The organism is Synechococcus sp. Nb3U1 (genome assembly GCF_021533835.1).
Taxonomy (GTDB): Bacteria; Cyanobacteriota; Cyanobacteriia; order Thermostichales; family Thermostichaceae; genus Thermostichus.
This window is the reverse complement of record NZ_JAKFYQ010000001.1, coordinates 1973595-1988628: the sequence shown is the minus strand read 5'-3', so window position 1 is coordinate 1988628 and position 15034 is coordinate 1973595. Positions and strand designations below refer to the sequence as shown.

The window sequence follows — 15034 nt, the reverse complement described above, 5'->3', positions numbered from 1 at the left end:
GCTGTAACCCAGCCTAGCTGGCACTGGCCAGGATCCCAGGCTGCAGCTGTCGAGGTACGACTGCCAAGCGATCCACATCGGCACAGTAGGCCAGATCCGTCTCATTCTCTGGCCCAAGCCCCAAAAGCCGCTGCCCATGACTGGAGCGCCGCACTAGTTCCAGCAGAGCCCCCTGCCAAGTGTGATACAAAGCCAAGGCCGCAAGCGCCTCGTCGTTGCCCAGCTGCTCCAGATGGGTTTGACACCCCAGACGATGCAAAATGGCCCCGGCACACACGGTATCTTCCAAAGCAAAAGCTCCCTCCCAGCCGGATCCCACCAGCCACACCTCCTCAAAGGCCCCCGCCTTGAGAAAATCCACCACCGCTCCCAAGTTCACCAGCGCTGCCGTAATCACCACAGGGATCCCTTCAACGCGCTGTAGGCTGCGGGTGCCGTTGGTGGTGCTCATAAAAATGCGCTTATCCTGAACCCGTTCCGGTGTGTAGTCCAGGGGAGAATTGCCCAGATCGAATCCCACCACTGTTTTACCCCCCCGTTCTCCGGCCAAGAGCCGCTTGGGGGCTGGCCAAGCTTGGCTCACCTCCTGCAGCTGCTGCAAATGGGCAAACACCTGTACCGCTTCTGCTCCCGCTGCCAGCGCCGTGGCAATGGTGGTGGTGGCTCGCAACACATCGATGACCACCGCACATTCGGGGATCCCGGACAGAGGCACCTGTTCAGGGGTATGGAAATGGAAAAAACGCATGAGGGGAGGGAATAGTGGAGCAAAATTTCAAGATCTGGGATTCAACTAGGATCAAATCAAAATTGACGCCGTGCAAACACCAACACCGCTAGGATGAGCAGCAGAGTCGTATAGACCAAGCCATAGAGGGCATCCCCCAGCAGCTCTCCTGCCGATGGAATCTGGCCGTAAACGGCGGCATCTCTCAGATTAAGACGTTCCAGGTCGGGCAAAACCAGATAGATCACCTCGAACACCTTGCCAAACCCGGCATCCTCCACCAACCTGCTCAGTTGCAGCAGGGCGCGGCTGGCATGGCCCATGAGGAACAGGGCAATCGTGTAGAGGGTGGCCAAAATCGAGGAGGTAAACACCCCAAACAGCAACGCTGCCGCCACGATCAACACCAGCTCTAGGAAGATAAACACCGCCGCCCAGAGAAGGGCGAACAGAGGGATTTCCGCCTGCACCAGCAACAGGCCCAGCAGAAAAATCGCCGTCATGATCGCCAGCAGCACCGACAACAAGGCCGCCAGCCCCAGATGCTTACCGACGATAAACTCCGCCCGACTCATGGGTTTGGCGATCAACACGTAGACGGTACGCTTTTCAATTTCTTTGTTGACCAACCCTGTGCCGACGAAAATTGCCACAATCAAGCCGAGGAAATGAATCGCCGCCAGCCCCAGATCGGCAATGACTTTGTTGTGGGCTTGGTTGGCCACTTCCGGAATCAAAACAATGGCCCCCAGCATGACCACCGCAAACACCATTACCAGGTAGAGAATCCGATCCCGAATCGTCTCTCGGAAAACGTTATGGGCAATGGCCACCACTCGCAACGTATCCATGATTTGATCCAAAGCCGTAACGGTCTGGCTGATACACTCGTAGCAGATCCAACATTCATTCTATGCAGTTCCAGGCCCAGATCCAGATTCACCTGCGCCCCTCTGTGCTTGACCCCGCCGGTGTGGCGGTGCAGTCCAGCCTGCATCAGTTGGGCCATACCCAGGTGCAGCAGGTGCGCATCGGCAAGCACATTCAACTTCAACTAGAAGCCCCAGATGCCGAAACGGCGCAAAAACGGGTGGGGCAACTGTGCGATCAACTCCTGGCCAATCCGGTGATCGAGACCTATCACATCCAGGTGGATCCCATCGGTTCTTGATGGATCCTCTCGGTTGTCTTTTTTCAAGGATCCCTATGTCCAGTGTGAAGTTCGGTATCGTTGTCTTTCCAGGATCTAATTGCGATCGGGATGTAGCCTGGGTAACGCGGGGATTGCTGGGCTGTCCTACCCGCCTGATTTGGCATTCGGAGCCAGATCTATCAGGGTTGGATGTGGTGGTGCTACCGGGGGGCTTCAGCTATGGGGATTACCTCCGCTGTGGGGCCATCGCTCGCTTTGCCCCGGTGATGGGATCCCTGCAAGACCATGTGGCGCGGGGGGGCTATGTGCTGGGCATTTGCAATGGCTTTCAGATCTTGACGGAGGCGGGCCTGCTGCCGGGAGCCCTGGTGCGCAATGCCAATCTGCATTTCATCTGCGACCGAGTGGGCATTCGCATCGAGCGACAGGATTTAATCTGGACAAGTGCCTATCCCCAGGGATCCACCCTTACCCTGCCAATTGCTCATGGGGAGGGGCGCTACACCTGCGATCCAGAGACCCTCAAGCAGCTTCAGGATCAGGGTCAGATCGTCTTTCGCTATGATCCAGTGGCTCCCAATGGATCCCTTGATCAGATTGCCGGCCTTTGTAGCCCCTCCGGTCGAGTGTTAGGGCTGATGCCCCACCCGGAACGGGCCGCCGATCCAGCGTTGCCGGGACAAGACGGGATCCCTTTTTGGCAGTCGATTGTGCAGAGCTTGGCAGCTTAGGTAGGTGGAGAACCAACTGGGTTTCAAGCCTGCTACGGTTTCTGGGAGGACTGTGGCAATACCTTACGCACCTGGTTCACCATGTCTTCGTGATCGACAACCGGCTTGGCAATATAACCATCTGCTCCGCTCTGGGCCAAAAACGCCTCCCGGTCACCCCGCATGGCATGGGCCGTCACCAAAATGATGGGGATAGGGTTGCTTTTGGGATCCTCTTTCAACAGTTGAGCAATGCGGATCCCGTCTACCGCCTCACCCCGAAAGGTGCTTTGGGAAAGGGAAACATCCAGCAGAATCACATCCACCTCATGCCCTTGGGCCAACTGCAAAATTTGCTCCACATTCTGGCTGTGGAAGACCTCGAACCCACCCCGCCGCCGCAATACCTTGTCGAAAACACGGGCATTGACGGGATCATCTTCCACTAGCAGCACTGTTGCCATGGTTCATTTGACTGTGGACTTTCACTGTGATCTTAGAAGGTCAAGGTGCAAGGGTTCTCCGCCAAAATGCTGAGAATTTCAACCGAAGCGCTAGAAAATCTGCACCCCTAATACACTCCTAAATACAACAAAGCCGGAGGGATCCCCGCCGGCCTTGCTGGCAAGAGAATATACGACCCGATGCCCCATTGGGCCGTGGCCTCAGCTCCCTCAAACGATTCTCAGATGACTCTTGGGTTACTTTTTGGTGATTTTGGGGGTTTCCCGAAAGGCGATGGCAAAGAACAGAACGCCCAGCGTCAGGAACAGGATAAAGGTGTAGGCAATGGCTTCCATACGAAACCTCCGAACTGGATTTTTAAGATGGCTTGATTTCAGATTAACTCGGAACCGTCAGCACCCCATCCTTAATATCAGAACAGAGTGCTGACGGCAGCGGCCAATAGGGCCTTAGGCTTCTTGGGCTTTGCGAGTGGTGGGATCCCCCAACTTTTGGAAGACACCAAATTCCACCATTTCTTCGCTCATATCCGGGTCAATACCGGCAAACACATCCCGGAACAGAGTGCGAGAGCCGTGCCAGATGTGGCCAAAGAAGAACAGCAACGCAAAGACCGCATGTCCAAAAGTGAACCATCCCCGGGGGCTGGTGTGGAAAGTACCATCCGCTTTCGGGGTTTCGCGGTCGAACTCAAACAACTGACCCAACTGCGCTTTTCGGGCGTACTTCTTAACGGTTGCGGGATCGGTGAAGACTTGGCCGTCCAACTTACCGCCAAAGAACTCAACCGTCACCCCCACCTGCTCAAAGCTGTAGCGAGATTCCGCCCGACGGAAGGGAATATCCGCCCGTACCACCCCATCCGCATCCCGCAAAATGACGGGGAAGGTCTCGAAGAAGTTGGGCAACCGTTGTACCGTCAGTTCCCGCCCTTCTTGGTCACGGAAGACGGGGTAACCCAGCCACTCGGTCGCCAAGCCATCCCCTTTGTTCATGGGGCCAGCGCGGAACAAACCCCCCTTGGCCGGGCTATTGCCCACATAGTCGTAGAACAGCAGGGATCCCGGCAGGGACTCATAAGCCTCATTACGGGTCATACCGGCTTCCATGGCCGCATTCACTCGCCGATTGATCTCCTGACTGTAGTAACCGGAATCCCACTGATAGCGGGTGGGGCCAAACAGCTCCACCGGGGTCGTGGCACTGCCGTACCACATGGTACCAGCCACCACAAAGGCTGCGAAAAACACCGCCGCAATCGAACTCGAGAGCACCGTCTCGATATTCCCCATGCGCAGGGCGCGATAGAGGCGCTGGGGCGGACGAACCGTCAGGTGGAATAGGCCAGCGATAATACCGACGATGCCAGCAGCAATGTGGTGGGCGACTACACCGCCTGCGTTGTAGGGGTTAAACCCAGCGGGACCCCATTCCGGTGCTACCGGCTGCACATGGCCTGTGGTTGCGTAGGGATCGCTCACCCACATTCCAGGGCCGAATACCCCGGTCAGGTGAAAAGCACCAAATCCAAAACAGAGGATCCCGGCCAACAGCAGGTGGATCCCAAACATTTTCGGCAAATCTAGAGCCGGCTCACCGGTGCGGGGATCCCGGAACAGCTCCAGATCCCAGTACACCCAGTGCCAGCAGGCGGCCAAAAAGAGCAGCCCAGACAAGACGATGTGGGCAGTGGCTACCCCTTCAAACGTCCAGAAGCCTGCATTGGCCACGCTCTCACCATAGATATTCCAGCCACCCCAGGAGTTTTCCACCCCAAGGCGAGCCATAAATGGCATTACAAACATGCCCTGACGCCACATCGGGTTCAGGACGGGATCCGACGGATCAAAAATGGCTGTTTCATAAAGCGCCATCGATCCGGCCCACCCTGCTACCAGAGCGGTATGCATGAGGTGCACCGAGATCAGACGACCTGGGTCATTCAGTACAACCGTATGGACCCGATACCACGGTAGTCCCATAAAGTTCGGTCCTCCACGTTCTCCAACAATTGCGCGATATCCAGTAAAAAAATTAAGCCGACATCTTCACCTGGGATCCTGACCTGAGCAGTCTCTTCAGTCAGTCTCTATCAGTGTCGAGGGGTGCCGCACCCGCCTGAACCCCTAAGCGCACCCAGTAAGGATATCGCTCTCAGAATCTTCATCACGGGCATCAAACAGTATAACGAAACGCAACCGACCTGAGCGGTTTCAGGCAGGATGCCGTCTGGTTTGGCATCATCCTCCCAGATCTCTCGACAGAGATTAAAATTGTGACTTAAAATGTAACAATATTTGGTAAAAGTGAGCGCTTTCCTAGCTCAGGCTGAAAGGTGTCGTCGTCCCCTGCTGCTCTATGGCAACGATCCGCTTCGTCAACGAAAACCAGGAGATCTTCGTCGCTGATGGCGCCAACTTGAGGTTGAAGGCGCTGGAAAACCAGATTGATCTCTACAAAATGATGGCCAAGCTGATGAACTGCGGCGGCAATGGCCAATGTGGCACCTGTGTGGTGGAAATCCTGGAAGGGTTGGAAAACCTCTCGCCGCGTACCGAAGCCGAAAACCGCAAGCTCAAGCGCAAATCCGACAACTACCGCCTTGCCTGCCAGACCAAAGTGCTAGGAGATGTTTCCGTCAAGACCAAACCCTAAGATGAGTCCTCCCGCCCTTTGCGCAAGCCGTACCTGAGAATGATATGCTGACTGCCAGTTGGGTTCGCGGCATGTGGAGTTATGGAAACAAACTACTTGGGCCTCCTGGGTACGATGTTGGCGATTTTGGTGCCCGCTATTTTCTTGGTGATCCTGTACGTGCAAACCTCTAGCAAGTCCAGCGACTGAGTCTTTTCATCTGGGTCTAGTTTGGGTCTGGTTGCTGATGCTACGTCTGGGCTGGACTCAGAAAGAAAGGAAACTTAGGAAAGTAAAGTTACGAAGCAGAAGGGATCCCTGTTCTGAGTCAAGGGATCCCTTTTGTTTGGACGGGAGATGTTGTATCTACTCTTGAGCCATACCTCTTGAGCCATACCGCCTAAGTGCCTGAAGCAACGGCTTGGCCTGCCACGGTTTGAGCAAAGGTTCCGGCAGGCTCATACAAAAACTCAAATAGGTTGCCGTCGGGATCCTTGCCATAAAAAGAGGCCGTGCCATCCCGATGTTCGTGAATGGCTCCTACGGGGATCCCTTGGGATTTCAAGCGCTGGTGCTCTTGCTCCAGTTCCTGCAAGTTATCGAAGACAAAGCCAAAGTGAGGCCCTGCCGAGCGATATCCTGGCCCCAACAGTGCTAAGCCATCCTCTCCCGCCTTCATGTAGGCCCAGTCTGCATCTTGCCAAACATTGACCATACCCAACTGACGGTAAAACTCCACCGCCTTAGGAATGTCTTCGACTCGAACAGCGACATGCCCGAGTTGCTTGAGTGCCATGTCATCCTCTGTGCTCAATTGAGCTTACTGCAATTGTTTCTCTTATCATTCAGCATAACTTGCGGCCAAGAAGGGTGGGGGAGCCATCGCCAACCCGGCCAATCAATTCAACGGGAGTTTAAGGAACGTCCACTTCTCTTTTTACCATGGGTAGATCTGGCAAGATTTGAGGCACATCTGTCACCTCAAGCTCGAGCAACATGGCCATATTGTTCCACTTCCCCTCATGGAGGATGTAAGTGTAGGCCAAATCTACCGGAAAATCATTCAAATATAAAGAATAATAATCATCCAAACCGGTGTAGTACACAGCAATTGCATCCACCGTCAGAGATTCGGACTGTGTATCTCCACAAGGCTGACAGAAAAAGCGCACCTCTTGATCCAGATCAATGCGGTTACCGGCTCGAATGGCATCGGCTCGGCTAATGTAGCTGGCTTGGTCGGCGAAGGCGGCTACTCCTGGCCAATGGACGGTAACCACCACAAAACCCGCGATCCACAGCAGTCTTCTCACGACCTTGCCCCACAGTGATGATCGACAGTAGACAGTTGAAAACTAGCACTTCAGCAGCTTGGCTTCTGTGATCTGGATCCCGAACTTATGGCACTTGACGCAGGGCACTTCGGTACAGAACCTCGAATACCAGCAGTGTCCAAAGGATATAGGTGACGAGACCCACCAGCACCTTGGCCAGGATCCCCCCTCCAACCCATAGGCGAGGCAAGAGGACAAAGCCCGACACATAGCCCCACAACAGGCCAAAGGCATAGCCCAGGCTCATCATGAAGGCTATGGCCAAAGCCCCCAACTCTAGGCTAGGGGGGAATTGCCGCTGGAATAACCACAGGTAGAACTCTGTCAACTTTAGCCCCAGCCAAGGGGGGACAAAGGTGGAAAGGATCGCCCAGAGAAAAGTCAGGCCCACGACTCCAAGCAACTTCCCCATTGGCTGGCCACCACGTTACACCTATCTTTTCTAGCAGCTTTTTCTTCAGTTTCTGCTGAATTTCATTGTAAAGAAGGCTCTCTTGAAAATGTGGTGGAGCAGGAGCCTTCTGTGCCTTGAGATCCTTACTCCGTAAGGCGTTGACATGTGGAACACCTAGTGTTGTCACCATAGAGTCAGGAGAACCGCAAAGAATCAAGCTCAGGTTAAGGCTTCTGCAACCGGCTGTTGGGCCAAAAATTGTTCCAGTTCACTTAGGGCTTCTGCATCCATTTTGGTTTGCATCGGGCAAAACTTTGGCCCACACATCGAACAAAACTCAGCGGTTTTATAGATATCGGCGGGTAGGGTTTCGTCGTGGTATTCTCTAGCACGCTCCGGATCCAAAGATAACTCAAATTGGCGGTTCCAATCAAAATTAAAACGAGCCTTGGACATCTGATCATCCCGATCCCTGGCCCCCGCTCGATGTCGAGCAATATCGGCGGCATGAGCAGCAATTTTGTACGCGATCAAACCATTGCGCACATCCTCCGCATTGGGCAAACCCAGGTGTTCTTTCGGGGTGACATAGCAGAGCATGGCGGTGCCGTACCAACCGGCCAAAGCGGCCCCAATCGCTGAACTGATATGGTCATAGCCTGCGGCAATATCGGTTACCAACGGTCCCAAAACATAAAAAGGAGCCTCGCTACATTCCTCCATTTGCTTGCGCACGTTGAACTCGATCTGATCCATCGGTACATGACCAGGCCCTTCCACCATCACCTGCACATCCTGCTCCCAAGCTTTCCGAGTCAGTTGGCCCAGGGTTTTCAATTCTGCCAGTTGGGCTTCATCGGAGGCATCGTGTAGACAGCCCGGTCGCAGAGAATCTCCCAAACTAAAAGAGACATCGTATTTTTTGAAGATCTCGATAATGTCGCGGAAGTGGGTGTAGAGAGGATTTTGTTGGTGATGGGCCAACATCCAACGGGCTAGGATCCCGCCACCCCGAGAAACAATCCCCGTCAAGCGATGGCGCACCAGGGGCAAATGCTCGATTCGGATCCCGGCATGGATGGTCATGTAGTCCACCCCCTGCTGGGCGTGTTTTTCAATGATGTGCAGAATATCTTCTGCCGAGAGTTTCTCCACCTGGCCATGTACACTTTCTAGAGCTTGATACATGGGCACAGTTCCAATCGGCACGGGCGAAGCCTGGATAATCGCAGTCCGAATTTGATCCAAATTGCCGCCGCCGGTGGAGAGATCCATGACGGTATCGGCCCCATACTTGACGGCTAACTTCAGTTTTTCGACTTCTTCAGTCAATCCCGAGGAATTAGGGGAAGCACCGATATTGGCATTGACTTTGCACCGAGAGGCGATCCCAATCGCCATGGGTTCTAGGTTGGAGTGGTTGATGTTGGCCGGGATAATCATGCGACCCCGAGCAACTTCGGAGCGGATCAATTCAGCAGGCAAAGCTTCCCGTTTGGCCACATAATCCATCTCTTCGGTGATCAACCCCTGACGGGCAAAGTGCATTTGTGTGACATTCGCTTGCCCACGACGACGGGCAATCCATTCGTTGCGCATATTGTTTGCTCCAGTGCTTGCTTTCCTACGCTGGTGTGAGCCAGTTCAGGTTCCAAGGATGTAATCTCAGCCTGGGGAAGGGATCCCAGACACTCCTAGCGTGGTGTAATGTTATCACCTGAGTTGAAGTAGGGCGGGGAGCTTCACAATTTGTTCGTTTCAGCTTCAGCTCCTTGGCCAAATCAATGGGATACAAGCCCCATTGTTCTAGGACGGCTTCCCTTGCCCCTGAATGTACTGGTTGGTCATTCTGCTGAGCTCATGGCAGCAACTCCTGCAGGATCGGGGCAAGGCTGGGGTAATCTTGACTGAGATAGCAGCAGCGCCAGCGGCTGGGATCCTACATCGGCAAGGCTAAGGCTGGTCTTGGTGCCACCCATATCTCCTGCTGGTAGCAAGCCCATACGCTTTTCTCCTCTCTCTGGCCAGCGCATCCGCTCCCACCCTGACATCCCTGGAATGCCGATCTCAGCCGATCTCAATTGTAAAGGTCTATCGATACTGGAATAGCCGGAATAGCCGAGCAATTGTGGGCATAGTCTTGAGACCTTAGACTTGGCGACTCGGGGGTGGCCACGTCAAACTTGGGGTTGTGCCGCCCTACTCATGCAAGCCAGTAAAGGGATCCCTGATGAGCACCAATGCTGATATTGTTCGCGAGTACCACACCCGCCTCTGGGCCCAAGGGGATCTCAGCGCAGTAGAGGACTACTGGCTACCCACAGCTGTAGTTCACATGACCGGCTTTGATGGCAATGGCATCGATGTGGTTAAAGCGGATGTGGAACGCTATTTCAAAGCGTTTAAGGAGGTGGAAACCCGGATCGATCATCTCGTTACGGAAGGAGATATGGTGGTGCTGCACTGGACCACAAGTGGCCTACACGTAGATACCTACGATGACATTCCCGCCACCCAAAAGCGAATTACCATGACGGGCATTGATCTGCTGCGGTTGTCGGGGGGGCGCTTTGCGCAATGTTGGTCTATCTGGGATGGTCTGTCAGTCTACGAGCAACTGGGGGTATTGAAACTTGAGCGGAAGTGCCCCCCTCAATAGGCTATTTATTGAAACTTGTTGAAAGTTATTGAAGATGTCTTGCGGATGGCCTTACCAACTAGACTACAGCTCAAATTGGGCATGAAGTTGCTGGAGGTTCCCTCCCGCCCCCGCTCCCTGCTGTCTGAGCAGATTGGGCAAGATGGAGTGGCTGTGCTGCCAGGGATCCTTGAGCCCAATTTGTGCGCTGCATTGATTCGGACGATCGATCGTTTACGGGCTAAGCCAGGGCCTCATTTTCGGACGCTCTCCCCACCCGGCGAGCCCGTTACTCAAAGCGACTTGTTTCGCTGGCTCGAGGATGAAACCCTGGCTGGGGTTGCAACTCAAGGGATCCTGCCCGAGCTAGCAGCAAGTGTCTTTGGCACCCATTCGGTTCTCTTGCTAGAAGATCAGTTTTTTTACTCGGAGGCTGGATCCCAAACCCTCAGCCCCTGGCATCAGGATCACCCCTATCACCCTCTTGAGCCCTGGTTTCTAACCTTTTGGATTCCATTGGACAGGGTTCTGGAAGGGCAAGGATTACGGGCTGTGGTGGGATCCCATCACGGGCCGCTCTACGCCCCTGTTGAATTTTCTGCGGCGGAGGCCACTCTGGCTGAGGGGGGGCATATTCTTGCTCCCGTTCCTGATATTGATGGGGCAATGCAAGGGAAAAGACTGGATCCTAAGTTCCGGATTCTTGCCCCCAGTTTCCAGCCTGGGGATGTCATGATTCTGGATTCCCGCACCCTCCACGCTGGTGGCCAGGCCTGTCCCCATCCCTTCCGGCGGATTTCCATTCGCTATGCTCACCCCGAGACTTCTGTTGTGGAGCGAGCGTGGCCTGTTGCGGCCTTTTGGCAAGAGCAGTAGCTATAGGTACAGAATCTACCTCAACAGTTGGGGCACTTTTGGGGCAGCGAGCTGTTTTTCTCTCTGTCTCAAGAGGGTTTGATGTCTGGATCTCATGTTTTTTCTCGTCGTAGCGCCATCAAACTCTTGGGGGCTGGTGGGGCCTTTGTGGCTGGCTCCTCATTGCTGCGGTCTTCCTATGTCCGTGCCGCTACATCGGTGGGCTTTCAGCTTTCCTGGTTGCACTCGGTGCAGTTCGGGGGCAGCTACATTGCCCAGAATAAAGGGTACTGGACTGAAGAGGGGTTGGAGGTGAGCTTAGTACCCGGCGGCCCCAACGCGCCCGTCGAGCCGCCCGTGGTGAGTGGCACCGCCTTGATGGGCATCTCGGCGGCAGACTACACGGCGGCTGCCGTCTCGCAAGGGGCTCCCTTCAAGATCATCGCGGTGGCGATGCAGAAAAACCCCTTTGCTATCGCCTCTTTGCCGGCTAACCCGGTGAACGAGCCCAAAGATCTGGAGGGTAAGAGCATCGGCATGGCCACCGCCAACACCCCTGTGTTGCAGACCCTCTGCACCCTCAACGATGTGGATATCGACCAGATCACCATCATCCCTACCCAGTACGATGCCGCCCCGTTGGTGAATGGCGAAGTGGACTGTCTGTTATGTTGGCTCACCGACTTGCCCGTAGCTATGACCGTCCAGGGGATCGACAACGTCACCCTGTTGATGGCGGACTATGGCTACACCGTTCATAGCCAGACCTACATTGTCCTAGAAAAGAGCCTAGAAACCCGCCGAGAGGAGGTGATCGGCCTCCTGCGCGGGGAGATCAGGGGCTGGCAAGACTACAAAGCCGATACCGACGCGGCTGCTGAGCTGACCCTAGCGATGTTCCCGGATGCTGGCCTGGATCTGGAGACCCAGAAACTACAGGCCAGGGAGCAGCTGAAGCTGATGTTCTCGGATTTGACTGACCAGAACGGATTTGGCTGGTTTACCGATGACACAGTGGCTGCCAATGTGGAAACCCTCAACCTCCTAGGAGAGGAGGTCACCCCTGCTCTTTGGGATCGCTCAATCTTAGAAGAGATCTATGACGGTCGATCTACCATCTAGAGCCAACCTAAGGGATCCCAGAGCCATCCAGCCCCCAGAGGTGCGGGTGGTGGAGGGCAGCAAGATCTTCGGCTGGGGGCGATCTCAGGTGCCAGCCCTGGCCAATATCAACCTGCGGTTGCAACCGGGATCCCTGACGGCGCTGGTGGGGCCATCGGGCTGTGGCAAATCCACCCTACTACGGGCGATCGCGGGGTTGGAGCAGTTGTCCTCTGGCCAGGTGCTGATCGACGGCCTACCGCCCGTGGTGCTGAAGAAGCGGGGGGAGATCGCCGTCGCCTTTCAGGATCCCTCATTGCTGCCCTGGCGCAGCGTGGAGTCGAATGTGGCTCTGGCCCAAACCCTGGCCCGGCAGTCGGTGGATCGGCAGGTGATTCGAGATCTGTTGGCGCGGATAGGTCTTGAGGGGTTTGAACGGGCCAAACCGGCCGAGCTGTCGGGGGGCATGCGGCAACGGGCGGCTATCGCCCGCTGTCTCATCACCCAGCCCCGACTGCTGCTGCTAGATGAGCCGTTTGGGGCGGTGGATGAGCTGACGCGACGGCGGCTCAATCTGGAGTTGCCCAGCCTCTGGGAAAACCGAGGGGCGACGGCTCTGTTGGTCACCCACTCCATCGACGAGGCGGTGCTGCTGGCTGATGAGATCGTGGTCATGAGCGCGAGGCCAGGCCAAATCGTGGCCCGAATCCCGGTAAGGCTGCCCCGACCTCGCTCAGCTCAGATCTTGCGCTCCCCAGAATTTCATCACCTGGTCGCTCAAGTCTCAGAGGCATTGGGACTGGAGCAGATGTTGGAGGTGCAGCGGTGAGCCGGCTCAGGGCTGGGCCACAAGGGATACTGCTAGGGGCCAACAGCCTACTTATGGTTGGGGGCTTGCTATTGGCTTGGGAGCTGCTGGTGCGGCTGCTGCTATCGGAACGCTATATTTTGGCGGCCCCCAGCGCTATCGGGGAACGGTTGGCCAGTCGTCCCGATCTGTATGCTCGTGCCCTACTGGTGACCCTGCGGGAGGCGGCTTGGGGTTTCCTATATGGCAATGGGGCGGCCATGCTGTTGGCTGTGGTGGTGGCCTTGTTTCCAGTGAGCGAGGGATTGATCCAAAACCTGGCTCTAGTGGTGTTCTGTCTGCCGCTGGTGGCCACAGGGCCGGTGCTGCGGGTGATATTTGGCACCTCCGATGGCCCGCAAATTACCCTGGCGGCCCTGGCAGTCTATTACACTACCTTTGTGCCCCTGGTGGTGGGGCTGCGGGCTATTCCCGCCAGTTGGGCGGATCTGGTGGCCAGCTATGGTCGTAGTCGACTGGCGATGCTGCGGTATGTGCGGGCGCGTGCTGCTGTGCCCTATCTGGTGGCCGGGTTGCAGGTGGCGGCACCAGCAGCGGTCTTGGGGGCGATGGTGGGGGAATTTACCGGTGCCGAACGGGGCCTGGGGGTGCTGGTGATTCAGGGGATTCGGTCGCTGGATGTGGTGGCCACTTGGACGGTGGCCAGCCTAGCGACGGTGGCTTCCATCGCGGTTTATCTTCTGGCGGTGGCGTTCGGGCAGTGCCTATCTCCGGGGGCCCCCCCTCTCTTGCTGACGGCCCGCTCCAACCGCAAGCCAGCACCAGGGTGGATCTCTTTGGGGATGGCACTGTTGACGGGGCTGCTGATCCTACTGGCGTGGCAGACGAGCATGGATTGGCTCAACCTCAACCGCTTTTTTGCCAAGCGGCCGGGGGATGTGTGGGAGTTTTTGGTTACCCATGCCAACGCGGGATCCCATCGAGAACAAGTATTTCAGGCCCTGGGATCCACGCTGCGGGTGATGGTGCCGGGCTATTTTGTCGGCCTGATGGCGGGCTTACTCACAGCCTGTGTATTTGAGCTGTTTCCAATGGTGCGGCAAGGGGCGATGCCGGTGGCTATTGCCCTGCGTTCAGTGCCCATCATCACCACTGCCCCACTGGTGATCATCATTCTGGGGCGGGGTGGCGCCAGCCTGATCACGCTGGTGGCGGTGATGACCTTCTTCCCCACCTTGATCGCCTGCGCCCAGGGGTTGCGGCAGGTGCCGGGGCAGGTGGTTGATGTGTTCAACACCTTCGCCGCCCACCGACTGAGAATCCTGATGTTGGCCCGTCTACCGGCGGCGTTACCCGCCTTCTTTGCCAGCGCTCGCATCGCCGTGCCCACCGCAGTGCTAGCAACAACGGTGGCAGAATGGCTGGCTACCGGCACCGGCATCGGCAACCTGATGGCCCTCACCTACTCCACCAGCAACTACGGTTTGTTGTGGAGTGCGGTGGTGGTGCTGACGTTGGTATCGGTGGTGGGGTATGGCTTGGTGGTGGGGTTAGAACGGTTGGTATTGTCGCAGGTGGCCCCTGAGCAGGTGGTGGGATGAGTTCTGTACAACTCTCTCCTCAAGGGGGGGTGGAACGGGTTAAAGCCCTTTACGATGATTTGGCCGCGGATCGCGATTGGGTGCTGGCTGCCCCTCTGGCCACCAATCAGGCTCTTGTGGCAGATGTGGCCCGTTTTTTGGCCCTAGAAGCCCGTCTGTTGGATGCGGGACATTTTGAGCGGTGGCTCCAGCTCTGGGATCCCCAGGGGTGGTACTGGATCCCATTGCGGCGGGACAGTCATCCGGGAGCGGATCAGGCACTGTTTTTGGATGATCGGCGGCGATTGCAGGAGCGAGTCTGGCGTCTGAGGGATCCCTATGCCTGGGGGATCCAACCCCTGCCAGAAACGGTGCGAGCGATCACCAGTGTTGAAGCCTGGGAACACCCCCGCACAGAGGAGGGCGAAAGGATGGTAGTGGCCAGCAGTGCCCTGATACTTCACGGGGGTGTGGGATCCCAGCCCTGCCGGGTGGTGGCCCGTCAGATCCACCGCTTGCGCCCTGAGGGGCCTAAAGTGGAGGGGTTTGGGTTTGAGATGGTTCGCAAAACCCTGCTGATTCCAGACCTAGCCCAGGGATCCCGGCAGATGGGTTGGTTGCTATAGGTTTTGAAC

General features: G+C 56.2%; 19 protein-coding genes and 1 riboswitch. Of the genes, 10 read left to right on the top strand and 9 right to left on the bottom strand.

Annotation, left to right across the window (positions count from 1 at the left end; genetic code table 11):
* Positions 1–13 precede the first annotated feature (13 nt).
* Together L1047_RS09455 and L1047_RS09450 are read right to left on the bottom strand one after the other, a co-directional pair.
* Positions 14–748: a 2-phosphosulfolactate phosphatase family protein gene (locus L1047_RS09455; RefSeq protein WP_235278607.1), complete on the bottom strand. Its 735-nt coding sequence runs from the start codon at positions 746–748 to the stop codon at positions 14–16.
* A gap of 56 nt (positions 749–804) precedes the next feature.
* Positions 805–1578, bottom strand: a complete 774-nt coding sequence (locus L1047_RS09450) for an ABC transporter permease (protein WP_235278606.1) — start codon at positions 1576–1578, stop codon at positions 805–807.
* Positions 1579–1640: 62 nt separating this feature from the next.
* Between L1047_RS09450 and purS the strand changes: the two genes are divergently transcribed.
* Both purS and purQ read left to right on the top strand, forming a co-directional pair.
* A complete protein-coding gene (gene purS / locus L1047_RS09445) occupies positions 1641–1898 on the top strand; it encodes a phosphoribosylformylglycinamidine synthase subunit PurS (RefSeq protein WP_235278605.1) in 258 nt (85 codons plus the stop codon).
* A 35-nt stretch (positions 1899–1933) separates the two neighbouring features.
* A complete protein-coding gene (purQ, locus tag L1047_RS09440; protein ID WP_268836282.1) occupies positions 1934–2611 on the top strand; it encodes a phosphoribosylformylglycinamidine synthase subunit PurQ in 678 nt (225 codons plus the stop codon).
* A gap of 32 nt (positions 2612–2643) precedes the next feature.
* Here purQ and L1047_RS09435 read toward each other — a convergent pair whose 3' ends face one another.
* The 3 genes from L1047_RS09435 to psbB form a co-directional block, all read right to left on the bottom strand.
* Positions 2644–3054, bottom strand: coding sequence for a response regulator (locus L1047_RS09435; protein ID WP_235278604.1), 411 nt, complete (start codon positions 3052–3054; stop codon positions 2644–2646).
* 237 nt (positions 3055–3291) lie between these two features.
* The gene (locus tag L1047_RS09430) at positions 3292–3390 is read right to left on the bottom strand and encodes a photosystem II reaction center protein T (RefSeq protein WP_235278603.1); all 99 of its coding nucleotides are present in this window, start codon (positions 3388–3390) and stop codon (positions 3292–3294) included.
* Between the two features lie 114 nt (positions 3391–3504).
* The gene (gene psbB / locus L1047_RS09425; protein ID WP_235278602.1) at positions 3505–5037 is read right to left on the bottom strand and encodes a photosystem II chlorophyll-binding protein CP47; all 1533 of its coding nucleotides are present in this window, start codon (positions 5035–5037) and stop codon (positions 3505–3507) included.
* Positions 5038–5413: 376 nt separating this feature from the next.
* On the opposite strand from psbB, the gene L1047_RS09420 reads away from it, so the two are divergent.
* Both L1047_RS09420 and psbM read left to right on the top strand, forming a co-directional pair.
* Positions 5414–5710 carry a 2Fe-2S iron-sulfur cluster-binding protein gene (locus L1047_RS09420; RefSeq protein WP_235278601.1) on the top strand — a complete coding sequence of 99 codons (297 nt, stop codon included), beginning with the start codon at positions 5414–5416 and terminating at the stop codon, positions 5708–5710.
* Between the two features lie 81 nt (positions 5711–5791).
* Positions 5792–5899 carry a photosystem II reaction center protein PsbM gene (gene psbM, locus L1047_RS09415; RefSeq protein WP_235278600.1) on the top strand — a complete coding sequence of 36 codons (108 nt, stop codon included), beginning with the start codon at positions 5792–5794 and terminating at the stop codon, positions 5897–5899.
* 190 nt (positions 5900–6089) lie between these two features.
* On the opposite strand, the gene L1047_RS09410 is transcribed toward psbM, so the two are convergent.
* The 4 genes from L1047_RS09410 to thiC form a co-directional block, all read right to left on the bottom strand.
* Positions 6090–6485 carry a VOC family protein gene (locus L1047_RS09410; RefSeq protein WP_235278599.1) on the bottom strand — a complete coding sequence of 132 codons (396 nt, stop codon included), beginning with the start codon at positions 6483–6485 and terminating at the stop codon, positions 6090–6092.
* Positions 6486–6603: 118 nt separating this feature from the next.
* On the bottom strand, positions 6604–7002 hold the full coding sequence (locus tag L1047_RS09405) for a hypothetical protein (protein WP_235278598.1): 399 nt from the start codon (positions 7000–7002) through the stop codon (positions 6604–6606).
* 85 nt (positions 7003–7087) lie between these two features.
* Entirely contained in the window at positions 7088–7435 is a 348-nt protein-coding gene (locus L1047_RS09400) for a hypothetical protein (protein ID WP_235278597.1), read from the bottom strand.
* 201 nt (positions 7436–7636) lie between these two features.
* A complete protein-coding gene (thiC, locus tag L1047_RS09395) occupies positions 7637–9016 on the bottom strand; it encodes a phosphomethylpyrimidine synthase (RefSeq protein WP_235278596.1) in 1380 nt (459 codons plus the stop codon).
* Positions 9017–9021: 5 nt separating this feature from the next.
* Positions 9022–9123: riboswitch (TPP riboswitch) on the bottom strand.
* Between the two features lie 524 nt (positions 9124–9647).
* On the opposite strand from thiC, the gene L1047_RS09390 reads away from it, so the two are divergent.
* From L1047_RS09390 to L1047_RS09365, 6 genes are all read left to right on the top strand, one after another.
* Positions 9648–10076, top strand: a complete 429-nt coding sequence (locus L1047_RS09390; protein WP_235278595.1) for an ester cyclase — start codon at positions 9648–9650, stop codon at positions 10074–10076.
* 45 nt (positions 10077–10121) lie between these two features.
* Positions 10122–10931, top strand: a complete 810-nt coding sequence (locus tag L1047_RS09385; protein ID WP_235278594.1) for a phytanoyl-CoA dioxygenase family protein — start codon at positions 10122–10124, stop codon at positions 10929–10931.
* Between the two features lie 81 nt (positions 10932–11012).
* The gene (locus L1047_RS09380; protein WP_235278593.1) at positions 11013–12032 is read left to right on the top strand and encodes an ABC transporter substrate-binding protein; all 1020 of its coding nucleotides are present in this window, start codon (positions 11013–11015) and stop codon (positions 12030–12032) included.
* Positions 12010–12840, top strand: coding sequence for an ABC transporter ATP-binding protein (locus L1047_RS09375; protein WP_235278592.1), 831 nt, complete (start codon positions 12010–12012; stop codon positions 12838–12840). Before L1047_RS09380 ends, L1047_RS09375 begins: the two co-directional genes overlap by 23 nt.
* Positions 12841–12893: 53 nt before the next feature.
* Positions 12894–14420, top strand: a complete 1527-nt coding sequence (locus L1047_RS09370; RefSeq protein WP_235278591.1) for an ABC transporter permease — start codon at positions 12894–12896, stop codon at positions 14418–14420.
* Positions 14417–15025, top strand: a complete 609-nt coding sequence (locus L1047_RS09365; protein WP_235278590.1) for an aromatic-ring-hydroxylating dioxygenase subunit beta — start codon at positions 14417–14419, stop codon at positions 15023–15025. Before L1047_RS09370 ends, L1047_RS09365 begins: the two co-directional genes overlap by 4 nt.
* Positions 15026–15034 lie beyond the last annotated feature (9 nt).